General features: G+C 61.8%; 14 protein-coding genes. 10 read left to right on the top strand and 4 right to left on the bottom strand.

Translation table 11 applies throughout. The features are described 5' to 3' along the window. The first annotated feature begins 35 nt into the window (after nucleotides 1–35). A complete protein-coding gene (edd, locus tag SJY10_RS08485) occupies nucleotides 36–1,841 on the top strand; it encodes a phosphogluconate dehydratase (RefSeq protein WP_386681509.1) in 1,806 nt (601 codons plus the stop codon). Nucleotides 1,842–1,916: 75 nt separating this feature from the next. After that, nucleotides 1,917–2,558, top strand: a complete 642-nt coding sequence (eda, locus tag SJY10_RS08480) for a bifunctional 4-hydroxy-2-oxoglutarate aldolase/2-dehydro-3-deoxy-phosphogluconate aldolase (RefSeq protein WP_386681507.1) — start codon at nucleotides 1,917–1,919, stop codon at nucleotides 2,556–2,558. A gap of 88 nt (nucleotides 2,559–2,646) precedes the next feature. Here the strand turns inward: eda and SJY10_RS08475 are convergent, their stop codons facing one another. Both SJY10_RS08475 and SJY10_RS08470 read right to left on the bottom strand, forming a co-directional pair. Beyond that, nucleotides 2,647–2,919 carry a hypothetical protein gene (locus tag SJY10_RS08475; RefSeq protein ID WP_386681504.1) on the bottom strand — a complete coding sequence of 91 codons (273 nt, stop codon included), beginning with the start codon at nucleotides 2,917–2,919 and terminating at the stop codon, nucleotides 2,647–2,649. Next, nucleotides 2,916–5,687, bottom strand: coding sequence for a glutamine-synthetase adenylyltransferase (locus SJY10_RS08470; protein WP_386681501.1), 2,772 nt, complete (start codon nucleotides 5,685–5,687; stop codon nucleotides 2,916–2,918). The genes SJY10_RS08475 and SJY10_RS08470 overlap by 4 nt, the downstream gene beginning before the upstream one ends. A gap of 74 nt (nucleotides 5,688–5,761) precedes the next feature. On the opposite strand from SJY10_RS08470, the gene SJY10_RS08465 reads away from it, so the two are divergent. The 4 genes from SJY10_RS08465 to SJY10_RS08450 all read left to right on the top strand — a co-directional run bounded on the left by SJY10_RS08465 (nucleotide 5,762) and on the right by SJY10_RS08450 (nucleotide 7,948). Beyond that, a complete protein-coding gene (locus SJY10_RS08465) occupies nucleotides 5,762–5,914 on the top strand; it encodes a hypothetical protein (RefSeq protein WP_386681498.1) in 153 nt (50 codons plus the stop codon). Nucleotides 5,915–6,008: 94 nt separating this feature from the next. Then, the gene (locus SJY10_RS08460; RefSeq protein ID WP_386681496.1) at nucleotides 6,009–6,449 is read left to right on the top strand and encodes a DUF2852 domain-containing protein; all 441 of its coding nucleotides are present in this window, start codon (nucleotides 6,009–6,011) and stop codon (nucleotides 6,447–6,449) included. Between the two features lie 66 nt (nucleotides 6,450–6,515). Further along, a complete protein-coding gene (locus SJY10_RS08455; protein WP_386681494.1) occupies nucleotides 6,516–6,968 on the top strand; it encodes an RDD family protein in 453 nt (150 codons plus the stop codon). Between the two features lie 134 nt (nucleotides 6,969–7,102). Next, nucleotides 7,103–7,948, top strand: a complete 846-nt coding sequence (locus SJY10_RS08450; protein ID WP_386681492.1) for an arginyltransferase — start codon at nucleotides 7,103–7,105, stop codon at nucleotides 7,946–7,948. Here the strand turns inward: SJY10_RS08450 and SJY10_RS08445 are convergent. Then, nucleotides 7,945–8,622, bottom strand: coding sequence for a Type 1 glutamine amidotransferase-like domain-containing protein (locus SJY10_RS08445; protein ID WP_386681490.1), 678 nt, complete (start codon nucleotides 8,620–8,622; stop codon nucleotides 7,945–7,947). The two genes, SJY10_RS08450 and SJY10_RS08445, sit on opposite strands and share 4 nt — an antisense overlap. Before the next feature lie 145 nt (nucleotides 8,623–8,767). Here SJY10_RS08445 and yghU point away from each other — a divergent pair, with 145 nt between their 5' ends. The 4 genes from yghU to ilvN all read left to right on the top strand — a co-directional run bounded on the left by yghU (nucleotide 8,768) and on the right by ilvN (nucleotide 13,441). Further along, nucleotides 8,768–9,631: a glutathione-dependent disulfide-bond oxidoreductase gene (gene yghU / locus SJY10_RS08440; protein ID WP_386681487.1), complete on the top strand. Its 864-nt coding sequence runs from the start codon at nucleotides 8,768–8,770 to the stop codon at nucleotides 9,629–9,631. Nucleotides 9,632–9,685: 54 nt separating this feature from the next. Further along, nucleotides 9,686–10,768, top strand: coding sequence for a YihY/virulence factor BrkB family protein (locus tag SJY10_RS08435; protein WP_386681484.1), 1,083 nt, complete (start codon nucleotides 9,686–9,688; stop codon nucleotides 10,766–10,768). Between the two features lie 262 nt (nucleotides 10,769–11,030). Then, nucleotides 11,031–12,782, top strand: coding sequence for an acetolactate synthase 3 large subunit (locus tag SJY10_RS08430; protein ID WP_386681481.1), 1,752 nt, complete (start codon nucleotides 11,031–11,033; stop codon nucleotides 12,780–12,782). 86 nt (nucleotides 12,783–12,868) lie between these two features. Continuing rightward, the gene (ilvN, locus tag SJY10_RS08425) at nucleotides 12,869–13,441 is read left to right on the top strand and encodes an acetolactate synthase small subunit (RefSeq protein WP_386681478.1); all 573 of its coding nucleotides are present in this window, start codon (nucleotides 12,869–12,871) and stop codon (nucleotides 13,439–13,441) included. A 47-nt stretch (nucleotides 13,442–13,488) separates the two neighbouring features. Here ilvN and SJY10_RS08420 read toward each other — a convergent pair whose 3' ends face one another. Continuing rightward, nucleotides 13,489–13,773, bottom strand: coding sequence for an EF-hand domain-containing protein (locus SJY10_RS08420; RefSeq protein ID WP_386681476.1), 285 nt, complete (start codon nucleotides 13,771–13,773; stop codon nucleotides 13,489–13,491). Nucleotides 13,774–13,877: the final 104 nt, after the last annotated feature.

Raw genomic sequence — 13,877 nt, 5'->3', positions numbered from 1 at the left:
GTAGGGTGCAATCCAACATACACACGGGAAGACCCATGGCCCTGCACCCCAAAATCGCCGAAGTCACCGACCGGATTCGCGCCCGTTCCGAAGGGCCGCGCCGCCAGTATCTGGACACAATGGCCCGCGCCGCCGCCGTCGGCCCCCGCCGGTCGCACCTGACCTGCGGCAACCAGGCCCACGCCTATGCGGCGATGGGAGATCAAAAGGACGCGCTGGTCGCAGACAATGCCCCCAACATCGGAATCATCACCGCCTACAACGATATGCTGTCGGCGCATCAACCCTTTGAAACCTATCCTGCGCTGATCAAACAGGCCGCCATCGCCGCCGGTGCCACGGCGCAGGTCGCAGGCGGCGTGCCTGCAATGTGCGACGGCGTGACCCAAGGCCAGACCGGGATGGAGCTGTCGCTGTTTTCGCGCGATGTGATCGCGCTGTCCGCAGCCGTCGGCTTGTCCCACAACACCTTTGACGCCGCGATCTATCTTGGCGTCTGTGACAAGATTGTCCCCGGCCTTGTGATGGCCGCCGCAACCTTCGGCTATATTCCTTCGGTCTTTCTGCCCGCCGGCCCCATGGTCAGCGGCCTGCCCAATGACGAAAAATCCCGCGTCCGCCAGCTGTTCGCCACCGGCGAAGTCGGCCGCGCCGAACTGATGGCCGCTGAAATGGCGTCCTATCACGGTCCGGGCACCTGCACCTTTTACGGCACGGCCAACAGCAACCAGATGCTGATGGAATTCATGGGCCTGCACCTACCCGGCGCATCCTTTGTGAACCCCAACACACCGCTGCGCGATGCCCTGACGGTGGCCGGAACCGAACGTGCGGCGCAGATTACCGCCCTTGGCAACGCCTATACCCCGGTCAGCGATATCCTTGACGAAAAAGCCTTTGTGAACGGGCTTGTCGGCCTGATGGCCACGGGCGGATCGACAAACCTGGTGATCCACCTGCCCGCCATGGCGCGCGCTGCCGGCATCATCCTTGACCTGCAGGACTTCAGCGATCTGTCCGCCGTGACACCGCTGATGGCCAAGGTCTATCCCAACGGTCTGGCTGACGTGAACCATTTCCACGCGGCTGGCGGCCTTGGCTATATGATCGGCGAATTGCTCAACGCCGGCCTGCTGCATGACGACGTCAAAACCGTCGCGGGCGATGGACTGAACCTTTACACACAAGAGCCGAAACTTGACGCAGGCCGCGTGACCTATGCCAAAGGGGCAGGCGAAAGTCTGAATACGAAAATCCTGCGCCCTGTCGCTGATCCGTTCCAGAAAAATGGTGGCCTGACCCAGCTCAAAGGCAACCTTGGCCGCGGCGTGATGAAAACCTCTGCCGTTGCTGAAGAACGGCATATCGTCGAAGCACCGGCCCGCGTTTTCCACGATCAGGACAGTGTCAAGGCGGCCTTTAAAGCCGGTGAATTTACATCCGACACTATTATCGTGGTCCGCTTTCAAGGCCCAAAATCCAACGGCATGCCTGAACTGCACGGCCTGACACCGACGCTGGCCGTTCTGCAGGACCGCGGTCTGAAAGTGGCCCTTGTCACTGACGGGCGCATGTCCGGCGCGTCGGGCAAGGTGCCATCCGCCATCCACCTTGCGCCAGAGGCGGCCAATGGCGGCCCGATCGCCAAAATCAATGACGGGGATATCATCCGCCTTGATGCGGTCAACGGAACCATCGACGTGCTGAACGTTGACCTTGCAAGCCGCACCGATGCAGTGGCAGACTTGTCCGGCAACGGCACCGGCGTGGGCCGCGAATTGTTCGAGGTATTCCGCCGAAATGTTGCTCAGGTCACCGAAGGGGCCGGCGTCGCCGTTTGATCCATCATCTGGCCAGAAATACTCCCGCCGGAGGCATCTGCCCCCGGCCCAGCATTGAGACGAAAGATAAAGAAAATGACCCCCGAACAAGCCTCTGACCTGAACCGCGATCTTTGCCTGCTGGCTCCCGTCGTTCCCGTGCTGGTGCTGGACGATGCAGGGCTTGCCGCTGACCTGGCCCGCGCCCTGGTGGCCGGCGGCCTGCCCGCGCTTGAAGTCACCTTGCGCACCCCCGCCGCATTGGATGCGATTCGCGAAATGGCAGCCATTCCCGGCGGCGTTGTGGGCGCAGGCACCCTGCTGACCCCAAAGGACGTGGAAAATGCCAAAGCGGCGGGTGCCAAGTTCGGCGTCTCTCCCGGGGCGACGGACCTGATCCTTGATGCCTGCGAGGCAAACGATCTGCCGCTTCTGCCGGGCGTTGCCACCGCGTCAGAGGCGATGCGCCTGCTGGAACGCGGCTATACCGTGCAAAAGTTCTTTCCCGCCGAAGCCAACGGCGGCGCGGCTGCTTTGAAAGCCATCGGCGCACCGATTCCGCAGGTCAAGTTCTGCCCGACCGGCGGTGTCACGCTGAAAAACGCGCCCGATTATCTGGCCTTGTCCAATACGCTTTGCGTCGGCGGCAGCTGGGTTGCACCCAAGGATTTGATGGCCGCCGGCGACTGGGCCGGGATTGAATCCCTTGCCCGTGAGGCGGCTGCCCTGACGCGGTAATCCGCAAGGGTTCCTCAAATTTGCCAGACCTGGTGCGGGGGCCAGCCCCCGCACCCCCGGGATATTTTTGACCAGAAGAAAAGGACCGTCAGCCCGCAGGGTGTCGCCGTGCCCGTCCGCCGCGGCGTTTGGGCACCGGGCTCGCGTCCAGTCCCGCGCGCAGCGTTTGGGTCATCGGGTGATGGGCGGGCTGGTCGGCATATAGGGTCAGAAGTTTCTGGATCGCGCCGCGCAGGTTATCGGGCGCATTCGATTTGATGGCCCAATCCAGAAAGATCATGCGGCAGTCCTGCGCAGTGATGCCGTCGATGCGGTAGGCCTCTCGGATCAGCCCTGCGGGATCAAGAGCGTCGCCCTTCATGGTTTCGCCCCGAGCCGGTCCGAAATTGCGGCATCAGCGGCGGCAGAAATCTGTGTCATAGCCTGTTCCAGCGCGTCCATCGTGTCAAATCCAGTTTCTGGTAGCACCATGCGGCGGCCGCCTTCGCCAAGGGCATTCGGGTCAAGCACGCCGCCGGTTAGCAGCCGTCCCGCAGCCTGCAACTGCCAGAAAAGCTGCGCTGCCTGTGTCAGGGCATCGCCCTGTGCAGTGCTGAGCCAGCCGCCGGCAACCCCCGCTGCGATCTGACCCGGCACATCGCGCAGATTACTACCAGTGACAAGGGCTGCGGTTTGCGCGGCAAGTTCCACATCCATCAGGCGGCCGGGGCCCATTTTGGCGTCCCAGCTGCCTTGCGGCGGTTTTGCAGCCGCCAGCCGTGCGCGCATGTCGGCAACATCGGCTTGCACTTCGGAGCCCTTGCCCTTTGCGCTGATCAGGGTACGGCGAAACGCCTCGACGCCGGCGATTAGCACGGGTGCGCCGGCGATGGGGCGCGCGCGGGTCAGGGCAAGGTGTTCCCAGGTCCAGGCTTCGTCCTGCTGGTAATCCCGAAAGGCTGACCAGGACGTCGCCACGGGGCCTTGTTTGCCCGAAGGGCGCAGGCGCATATCCACTTCATAGAGCTTGCCGTCAGCCATGGGCGCTTGCAGCGCCGTCACCAGCGCCTGCGTCAGGCGGGCGTAATAACTGCGCACCGGTAGCGGGCGCGGGCCAGCTGAATTGCCCCAAACGTCCGCATCGTAGATCACGATCAGATCGACGTCGGACTGGGCGTTCAGCCGCCCTGCCCCAAGCGATCCCATACCCAGCACCACGGCCCCTTGTCCCGGCAGCGGACCATGGCGGCGGGCGAAATCGGCGCAGACAACAGGCCAGATCGCGGCGATGACAGCCTGTGCCAGATCGGCGTAGTGTTGCCCGGCGGTGCCAGCGTCGATCAACCCGCGCAGATGGTGCACACCGATGCGGAAATGCCATTCGCGTGCCCAGCGGCGGGCTGTATTCAGCGCGGTTTCGAAGTCGCCAGTCACGGACATCGCGTCAGAGAGCGCTGTGGTCAGCGCACCGGCACCCGGCCAGGGCGCAAAGAAGTCACCGCCGATGACCGCATCAAGCACACCTGCATTACGCGAAAGATATTGCGCCAGTGCGGGCGCGGTGGCGCAGATGTCAACGATGAGCTGGGTCAGGGCCGGGCTTGCCTCGAACAGGGAAAACAGTTGCACGCCGGCGGGCAGCCCCGACAGGAAGGCGTCGAAGTTGATCAGCGCCTCGTCCGGTTTTGCCGCCTCTGCCAGCATGGCCAGAATGCCGGGGCGCAGGCGGCGAAAAATCTGGACGGCGCGGTCCGACCGCAACGCGGGATAGTCCGGCCAGCGTGCGGTAATGTCCTGCCCCCAATCGGCGGGGGCCGCAGTTGCAGTGCTGCCGGGGGCAAAGAAGCCTTCGGTCAGGGTATGGACCTGTTCCAGCCGCTGCGCCGTGTCCCGGCGCAGATCAGCGGTATCCATGTCCATCAGCGCCGCGAGGCGGTCAAAGCCCGCGTTATCGCTGGGCAGGCTGTGGGTCTGGGCGTCGTTGATCATCTGCAGGCGATGTTCGACCGTGCGGTGGGCGATGTAATGGTCGGTCAGCTGCTGCTGCACGTCGCGGGCTATCCAACCTGCGGCGGCCAGCCGGTCCAGCCCTTGCAAAGTGCCGCGCACCCGCAGGCTTTGATCCCGCCCACCGGCGATCAACTGGCGGGTTTGGGTAAAGAACTCGATCTCTCTGATCCCGCCGCGGCCCAGTTTCATATTGTGACCTTCAAGGGTCAATGTCCCGCCCAGCCCTTTGTGATCGCGGATGCGCAGGCGCATGTCGTGGGCGTCCTGGATCGCGGCAAAGTCAAGGTGTTTGCGCCAGACAAACGGGGTCAGCGTGTCCAGAAACCGCTGCCCCGCGGCCAGATCACCGGCGCAGGGGGCGGCCTTGATATAGGCGGCGCGTTCCCAGGTGCGGCCCACGCTTTCGTAGTACCGCTCTGCCGCGGTCATGGACAGGCAGACCGGCATCACGCTGGCATCGGGGCGCAGGCGCAGGTCGGTGCGAAAGACATAGCCGTCTTCGGTGTTGTCGGACAGCAGCGCACACATCCGGCGGGTCACGCGGACAAAGGCGGCGCGGGCGGTGGCGGTCTCCTCTGGCGCGAAGCGGTCGTCATCGAACAGGCAGATCAGATCGATGTCAGAGGAATAGTTTAACTCTCCTGCGCCTTGTTTACCCATGGCAAGGACGGTCATGCCCGCGGCGGTGGCGGCGTCATCGGCGGTCATGCCGGGCAGTTTGCCACGGGTGATTTCCGCCGCAACAAGGGGCAGGATACAAGCGTTGACCGCCGCGGCAGCCAGATCGGTCAGGGCCTGCGTGACGATATGCAGCGGCCACACGCCGCCCAGATCACAAAGCGCCGTTAGCAAGGCAACGCGGGCCTTGGCCTGGCGCAGGCCCGGGGCAAGGTCGGCAAAGAGGATGCGCGGGATATCGGCAAGCGTTTGTGCCAGCGCGGCGTCCGGATCTTGGGCCGCGCCTTGCAGCCAGTCCGATTGTTGTTTGATCAGGCCGGCCAGATAGGGGCTGCACCCTGCCGCACCGCCGATCAGGTCGCGCAGCGGGCCCGTAGCCCATGGCGTCGCCGCCATCGCATCATCTGCGCGGTCCGGATCAAAGGGGCGCGGATGGCGGATCATGCGGTCGGCAAGGGTCATCGGTTCGGCTTTCAGTTTGTCGGCAACGGATTGGCCGCATTGGGCGTGCGCCAAAGGTCGCAAAAGGATGCACGATGAGCAAGGCTTTGCGCCCGTCTTTCGCAGATGATGCGATGACACGGCCCGCGACAAGCGCCTTGGCGGTTTGCGGTTTGTGGACCCAGTTCAGCTGCATTGTCGGTGCAGCCGCCGGACTGGTTCGGCGCGGCGCGGGTCTTGCAATGTAAAAAACATTTACATCGCCCCTTGCGGCGGCGGCAGTGCATCCACATATCGGTAATGTGAAAGACATTTACATTTAGCCCGACAGGAGCTTTCCCGATGTATTCGACACCGACATACCCTTCATCCACTGGCCAACAATCTGCCGGTTTGATCAGCTATGCCCGCCGGGCCGAGGCCTGGCTTGATGCCCGCGGTCGCGGCGCATGGATTGCCGCAATGATCGCAGGTTTCGTGCTGGTCTGGCCGGTGGGCCTTGCCCTTCTTGCCTATATGATATGGAGCAAACGCATGTTTTCCCGAAGCCGTGATATCCGCCCGGTCGCACGCCCCTTTGGCCGTCATATGATGCAATCCTCGGGCAACCGTGCCTTTGATGCCTACAAAGAAGACACGTTGCGCCGCCTGCAGGAAGAGCAGGACAATTTCGAGGCTTTTCTGGCCCGCCTGCGGGACGCCAAGGACAAAGCCGAGTTTGACCAGTTTATGGCAGACCGGTCGGATGATACAGCGGTGAAAGAGCCGCAGCGCGACAAGTAACCTGCCAATCCGGCGGCCCCGATGCGCTAGGCCGCCGCGCCTGCCTGAACACGATGGACCCCGACCATGACCGATTTTGCCGACACGCTGACTGCCCTGCCCGACCCCGATGACGGTGCTGAATTCTATGCCCGCGTGCCGTTTAAACGCGCCCTGGCCTGGGTTGTGGATGCGTCACTGGTGCTGGTGGCGTCCGTTATCATCGTGCCCTTTACGGCCTTTACCGCTTTGTTTTACTTTCCATTTCTGATCCTAATGGTTGGTTTTGCCTACCGCTGGTTCACGATTGCCGGACGCTCTGCCACCTGGGGAATGCGCCTGATGGGGATCGAGCTGCGCGATCACACCGGCGCGCGGCTTGATGGCACGCGCGCGCTGTTGCATACGCTGGGCTACGCTGTGTCGGTTACGGCGATGCCACTGCAATTCATCAGCATGGGCATGATGGCGCTGACCCCCTGCGGGCGCGGCCTGACCGATACGCTGATGGGAACCGCGATGATCAACCGGCCAGGGTAAATGGGCTGGCGATACACGGGCCTAACACACGGGCCTGACGTAAACCTGCGGACCCCTTGGCGAATTTCGCCGATTGCGTAAATCCCGGGCATCAGGGGCTTGTCAGAGGCAGCGGCAGACTACACTCTTACGCCATGCGCCATATGCTTCCCTCTACGCCGCAGTTTTACGTGACGGCCCCGCAGCCCTGCCCCTATCTAGAGGGGCGGATGGAACGGAAATTGTTCACGGCCCTGCAAGGCGAATCCGCGACAGCCCTGAACGATACGCTGTCCAAGCAAGGGTTTCGGCGTTCGCAAAATGTGCTGTATCGCCCCAGCTGCGCCGAATGTTCGGCCTGCATGTCGGCCCGCATCCGCGTGGCAGATTTCAAACCCAGCCGCAGCCAGCGCCGTGTGCTGAAACGCAATGCCGCGCTCAAGCGGCGGGCGACCTCGCCTTGGGCGACAGAAGAGCAATACGATCTGTTCCGCCGCTATCTGGACGCGCGCCATGCGACGGGCGGGATGGCGGATATGGATATGTTCGAATTCGCCGCCATGGTCGAGGAAACGCCCGTGCGGTCCCGCCTGATCGAATATACCGACACGGTCACTGGCGATCCCGATCCGGTCGCCGCCTGCCTGACCGACATTCTGGATGACGGCCTGTCGATGGTCTATTCCTTCTTTGCGCCAGAGCTGGAGCCGCGCAGCCCCGGCAGCTTCCTGATCCTTGATCACATCGCCATCGCGCGGGAACTGAATCTGCCTTACGTCTACCTGGGCTATTGGGTCCCGGGCAGCCCCAAGATGGGCTACAAGGCAAAGTATGACGCGCTGGAGGTGTTTCGCGGCGGCGTCTGGTCGGATATCGGCGATCCTGAAGGATACGATTCCGCCCTGCACCCGCTGTCAACCGATCCGATTGCCGAACAGGTGGCGCAGATCAAGCTGCCGCATGGTGCGGGAATCGTCCGCACCGCGGATGATGCGCCCTAGGGCAGCAATGTGCCGTCATCATGATCGACAAGCATGACCTGCCCGTCCTGCAGCGCGACATAGGGCATGGCGTTATCCGACAGCCACCGCGCCGCACGGTCCGCGCCCGGACTGTCACGGTGCCCTGATCCCACATGCGGCACGATGGATTTGGGAAACAGGTTCAGCCCTTCGTATGAAATCACCTCGTCCCCGAATGTGCCGACATTCGGATCATCCATCAGGTCAAGTCCGCGCAGGCTGGGCGCTGTGACAATCGCGCCGGCGCTGAAGCCGCCGTAGGCCAGCGCGTCCTGCGACAAAAGGCTGTGGATGACCCCGTCAAAGCCGCTGGCACGCATCGCGCGGCGCAGCACAAAGGCATTGCCCCCCAGCACCCACACCAGCCCGCAGGTGCGCAGCGCGTCATGCAGCCGGATGGGCGCGCCGATATAATCGCGCAGATCCAGCCAGCTGGCCGGCAGGCCAATGGCGTTCAGTTCTGCAACCGGATCATAGGTAGTCGCGGTATAGATGGCCCGGGCTGCGGCAGGAATGTAATCAAGCGCATTGCCGATCACCAAGGTGTTGCGCCGCTGGCCGGCAAGCCGGACAAGGGCGTCTGCATGATGACCGAAACGATGGGATGATAAAAACAGACGCATAAAATGGACCACACTAAAAAGATGGACCATTCCTGCATCTTAACCCCTTACTGACAAGAGAGAATGTCAGCGCGGTGTTCCCCCCTTCGCGCACAACCACCGCCGCAGCCGCGCACTTTGCGTTCCGCGCGCCGTGCCCTATCTATGCGCAGACACCATGACAGGAGAGTTTGCGATGACCGACTATACCCCGCCCAAGGTCTGGACCTGGGATGCCGAAAACGGCGGCGAATTTGCCAAAACGAACCGCCCGATTGCCGGTCCGACCCATGACAAGGCGCTGCCGCGCGGTGATCATCGCTTTCAACTGCATTCGCTGGCGACCCCGAACGGTGTCAAGGTCACGGTCATGTTCGAAGAACTGCTGGAAGCCGGTTACAGCGGCGCGGAATACGACGCTTGGTTGATCCGCATCGGCGACGGCGACCAGTTCGGATCGGGCTTTGTCGATATCAACCCGAATTCCAAGATCCCTGCCTTGCTGGACACCGAAACCGACACCCGCGTCTTTGAAAGCGCGTCGATCCTGATCTATCTGGCCGAAGAATTCGATGCCTTCCTGCCCAAGGACCGCAAGACCCGGACCGAGGCGATGAACTGGCTGTTCTGGCTGCAAGGCTCTGCGCCTTATCTGGGCGGCGGCTTTGGCCACTTTTATAACTACGCCCCGGAAAAGTTCGAATATCCGATCAACCGGTTCACCATGGAAGTGAAGCGCCAGCTTGACGTGCTGGATCGCAACCTGGCCGACCGCGAATTTCTAAGCGGCGCGGATTATACCATCGCCGATATGGCCACGGCCCCCTGGTATGGATCACTGGTGAAAAACCAGGTCTATGGCGCGGCCGAATACCTGCAGGCAGAGACTTATACCAACGTGCAGCGCTGGGCTGATACGGTGATGAACCGCCCGGCCTATCAGCGCGGCCGCATGGTCAACCGCGCCTTTGGCGAGCCATCAGAGCAGCTGCATGAGCGTCATGCCGCCAGCGACTTTGACACGCAAACCCAAGACAAGATTGGCAAAGACGCAACATAGGCGGAACCTTGCGGGGGCCTTGGGCATTGATCACGCAAAGATCAAGGAAGTGTTATGTCCAGTGCCACCGCCCACCCCGCCGATATTTCATCAAAAGGGTGGCTTGCGCTGCTCAAGCGGGTTTTTTCCGAGCTAAGTGACGATCATGTTGGACTGATCGCGGCGGGCTGTGCGTTTTACGGCCTGCTTGCGATCTTTCCCGGCCTTGTGGCGGCGATGGCGATTGCGGGTCTGTTTACCGATCCCAATACGATCGTGACGCAGTTGGAAACCCTGACCCGCTTCGTGCCGGCCGAAGCGGCGCAGATCGTGATTGATCAGGCCAAATCCGTGGCCGGCAGCGACAGCGGCGGCCTTGGTCTGGCCGCCGTAATCGGTTTGCTGACAGCCTTTTATTCCGCCACCGCAGGCATGGCTGCCCTGATCGAAGGGCTCAACGTCGCCTTTGACGTTAAGGAACCGCGCAGTTTTCTGCGCACCCTAATGGTAAAGGGCACGCTGACGCTGGGCCTGATTGCCGGCTTTTTCGGGATCGTGATCCTGCTGGTTGCCATTCCGGTCATCCTGGGGCTGCTGCGCCTGCCGGCGGATACGGAATGGTTTGTCATGCTGGTGCGCTGGCCGCTTGTGCTGCTGGTCGTGGCGGGCGGGCTTGCGGTGCTGTATCGCTATGGCCCGGCCCGCACCGACCGCCGGTGGCGCTGGGTCACGCCCGGCGCGGCGGCGGCCTGCATCCTGTGGCTTGTCGGCTCTTTGGCCTTTGGCTTTTATGCCAGCAACTTTGGCAGCTACAACGAAACCTTTGGCGCGCTGGGCGGGGTCATCATCTTGCTGATGTGGCTGTGGCTGTCCGCCTACATCGTGCTGCTGGGCGCTGAAATCGATTCAGAGATCGAGGCGCAGGCCAAGCAGGATCCCAAACCGGCCCGCGCCGATCCCGGCACCGCCGATGCCGACCTTTTGGAGAGCGGTCAGGCCCAAGGCGGGCCGGCACAAAAGAATGATGTCGGCGCAAAAGCGCACCCCGCGACCGCCTTGGCGCGCCCCGATCCCGTTGTGCGCAAAGGGTCAAAGCTGTCGGTTGGCGGAATATTTCTGCTGGCCGGAGCCGCGCTTTTCGCAAAACGCGAAAAATAGTCCTGCGCTTTTACGAATGTTGCGAAAACTATGTGATCGACGACATTTTCTCCATTGCGGCGGTTGACCCTGCCGCAATGCCCGCCTAGAACACATCCATGCAAAGGAAATCCGCATGAAAACGGTCGTACTCATTCTAGGAAAGACGCGCATGGGCCGGTGACGGTTTGACCATTCAGGTTCCCCATGCGCCCCCGCCAAACACGGGGGCTTTTTTGTGCGATACGGCCAAAGGCGATGTGCCGCTGACAAGGACAAGACGATGACAAAGACGATGACTGGCGCGAAAATGGTGGTGCAGGCCCTGATCGACCAAGGGGTCGAGGTGGTCTTTGGCTATCCCGGCGGTGCCGTTCTGCCGATCTATGACGAGATCTTTCAGCAAAACAAAATTCAGCACGTGCTGGTCCGTCACGAACAGGGCGCCGTTCACGCCGCCGAAGGTTATGCCCGGTCCACGGGCAAGCCCGGCGTGGCTTTGGTCACATCCGGTCCGGGCGCAACCAATGCCGTCACCGGCCTAACCGACGCACTGCTGGACAGCATCCCGCTTGTCGTGCTGACCGGTCAGGTCCCGACCTTCATGATCGGCACCGACGGCTTTCAGGAAGCCGACACCGTCGGCATCACCCGCCCCTGCACCAAGCATAACTGGCTGGTCAAGGAGACGGACAAGCTAGCCAACACCATTCACGAGGCGTTTCACGTCGCCACCTCTGGCCGGCCCGGTCCTGTGCTGATCGACATCCCCAAGGATGTGCAGTTCGCCAGCGGCAGCTATAGCGAGAAAGCCAAGCGCAAGTCGCATTACGCGCCGCAGCTGAAAGGTGACATCGCCATGATCACCGAGCTGGCAGAAGCGATGGCCAAGGCCAAGCGCCCGGTCTTCTACACCGGCGGGGGCGTCATCAACTCCGGCCCCGCAGCCAGCCAGTTGCTGCGCGAACTGGTCGAGGCGACAGGCTTTCCCATCACGTCCACTCTGATGGGTCTGGGCTGCTATCCGGCGTCCGGTCCTGCGTGGCTGGGCATGCTGGGCATGCATGGCACCTACGAGGCCAACCTTGCGATGCACGGTTGCGATCTGATGATCAACATCGGCGCGCGTTTTGACGACCGGATTACCGGCCGCATTGATGCCTTTAGCCCCAAATCGACAAAGGCCCATATCGACATTGATGCATCGTCGATCAACAAGGTCATTCAGGTGGATATGCCGATCCTTGGCGACGTGGCCCACGTGCTAGAAGATTTGCTGAAAGTCTGGAAGGCCCAGGGCCGCAAGACCGACAAGGACGCCGTCGCCAAATGGTGGAAGCAGATCAACGAATGGCGCGCCAAGGATTGCCTTGGTTTTACGCAGGACGGCCCGATCATCCGCCCGCAATACGCCCTGTCCCGGCTCGAGGCGCTAACCAAGGGTCATGACCGTTACATCACGACCGAAGTCGGCCAGCACCAGATGTGGGCCGCGCAATACCTTGGTTTTGAGGATCCGAACCGCTGGATGACATCGGGCGGCCTTGGCACCATGGGCTATGGCACGCCTGCGTCGATCGGCGTGCAGATGGCGCACCGTGACAGCCTTGTCATTAACATCGCGGGCGAAGCATCCTGGCTGATGAACATGCAGGAAATGGGCACGGCGATGCAATACCGCCTGCCGGTCAAGCAATTCATCTTGAACAACGAACGCCTTGGCATGGTCCGCCAGTGGCAGCAGCTGCTGCACGGCGAGCGGTATTCCCAATCATGGTCCGAAGCCCTGCCCGATTTCGTGAAACTGGCCGAAGCCTTTGGTGCCAAAGGTATTCGCTGCGACAATCCCGACGATCTGGATGAAGCGATCAAGGAAATGATCGCCTATGACGGACCGGTCATTTTCGACTGTCTGGTGGAAAAGCACGAAAACTGCTTTCCGATGATCCCGTCGGGCAAGGCGCATAACGAAATGCTGCTGGCCAACGCGCAGGTGCAAGGATCGATCACAGCGACAGGGGCGGTGCTGGTCTGACGGCTTCTGCCGCAAAGACTTATGCCATTTGAAGACCTTGTCATCAAAAGGTCTTTGCCCCCATCGCAAGACACAAGGATACGAACATGTCGGCTCTGAACATCAAAAAAGGCGCTAGCAGCCACTCCGCCTATGACCTTCGCTCTACCTTCGGGGATACGGTCGAACGTCATACACTGGCGGTGATCGTGGAAAACGAACCGGGCGTTCTGGCCCGCGTTATCGGCCTGTTTGCCGGACGCGGTTATAACATCGAAAGCCTGACCGTAGCGGAAATCGACCACACCGGGCATTTGTCGCGCATCACCATTGTGACCACCGGCACGCCGCAGGTCATCGTGCAGATCAAGGCGCAGCTGGGCCGGATCGTCCCCGTTCACGAAGTGCACGACCTGACCGTCGACGGCCCCTCGGTCGAGCGCGAGCTTGCCTTGCTTAAGGTTGCCGGTCAGGGGGATTCGCGGGTCGAGGCACTGCGCCTTGCGGATATCTTCCGTGCCAGCGTCGTGGACAGCACACTGCAATCCTTCGTGTTCGAAATCACCGGCACCCCGGAAAAGATCGACGCCTTTGCAGACCTGATGCGGCCGCTTGGCCTGCAAGAGGTCGCACGCACGGGTGTGGCCGCCCTTGCACGGGGCAAGGAAAGCCACGTCTGATCAAAACGGTCTGATCCGGCCTGCGCCGGATCAGACGCAGATGCCGATCAGGACGGGACCGCGTCCTCGTCCAGCTCGCCTGCTGTGCCGCCAATGCCGTCCGGGCTTGACGCTTCTTGAAAGACAGCCTGCTGTTCGCCGCTGTCCAACACACCGTTGCTGTCGGCGTCGAACTGGGCAAAGACCTCTGGCGTCATGCCGGGATACTGCAGCTGCATCTCCTCTAGCGTTTTTGACAGGCCGGTCCCGTCGCCGACAGCACCCGTGCCGGCGCAAGCAGAGGTTAGGGCAAGGGCGGCAAGAACGGGCAAGGCAGTTGTCAGATTTGGCATGCTAGTCACCTTTTGTTGAAAATTGATATCTTGCAAACGCCGCCTGCCGCCGTTTCGTTCCCTTAGGCCGCGAAATGCGGTGCAAGGTATTGCCCGTGACCATA

It is taken from the genome of Loktanella sp. R86503, from assembly GCF_042466455.1.
Lineage (GTDB): Bacteria > Pseudomonadota > Alphaproteobacteria > Rhodobacterales > Rhodobacteraceae > Loktanella.
Note: the sequence above shows the minus strand (reverse complement) of the source record. Positions and strands in the feature narration are given on the sequence as shown.

Coding starts and splice junctions, on each gene's coding strand:
- edd (WP_386681509.1), top strand. CDS start 36: ATGGCCCTGCACCCCAAAATCGCCGAAGTCACCGACCGGATTCGCGCC.
- eda (WP_386681507.1), top strand. CDS start 1,917: ATGACCCCCGAACAAGCCTCTGACCTGAACCGCGATCTTTGCCTGCTG.
- SJY10_RS08475 (WP_386681504.1), bottom strand. CDS start 2,919: ATGAAGGGCGACGCTCTTGATCCCGCAGGGCTGATCCGAGAGGCCTAC.
- SJY10_RS08470 (WP_386681501.1), bottom strand. CDS start 5,687: ATGACCCTTGCCGACCGCATGATCCGCCATCCGCGCCCCTTTGATCCG.
- SJY10_RS08465 (WP_386681498.1), top strand. CDS start 5,762: ATGAGCAAGGCTTTGCGCCCGTCTTTCGCAGATGATGCGATGACACGG.
- SJY10_RS08460 (WP_386681496.1), top strand. CDS start 6,009: ATGTATTCGACACCGACATACCCTTCATCCACTGGCCAACAATCTGCC.
- SJY10_RS08455 (WP_386681494.1), top strand. CDS start 6,516: ATGACCGATTTTGCCGACACGCTGACTGCCCTGCCCGACCCCGATGAC.
- SJY10_RS08450 (WP_386681492.1), top strand. CDS start 7,103: ATGCGCCATATGCTTCCCTCTACGCCGCAGTTTTACGTGACGGCCCCG.
- SJY10_RS08445 (WP_386681490.1), bottom strand. CDS start 8,622: ATGGTCCATCTTTTTAGTGTGGTCCATTTTATGCGTCTGTTTTTATCA.
- yghU (WP_386681487.1), top strand. CDS start 8,768: ATGACCGACTATACCCCGCCCAAGGTCTGGACCTGGGATGCCGAAAAC.
- SJY10_RS08435 (WP_386681484.1), top strand. CDS start 9,686: ATGTCCAGTGCCACCGCCCACCCCGCCGATATTTCATCAAAAGGGTGG.
- SJY10_RS08430 (WP_386681481.1), top strand. CDS start 11,031: ATGACAAAGACGATGACTGGCGCGAAAATGGTGGTGCAGGCCCTGATC.
- ilvN (WP_386681478.1), top strand. CDS start 12,869: ATGTCGGCTCTGAACATCAAAAAAGGCGCTAGCAGCCACTCCGCCTAT.
- SJY10_RS08420 (WP_386681476.1), bottom strand. CDS start 13,773: ATGCCAAATCTGACAACTGCCTTGCCCGTTCTTGCCGCCCTTGCCCTA.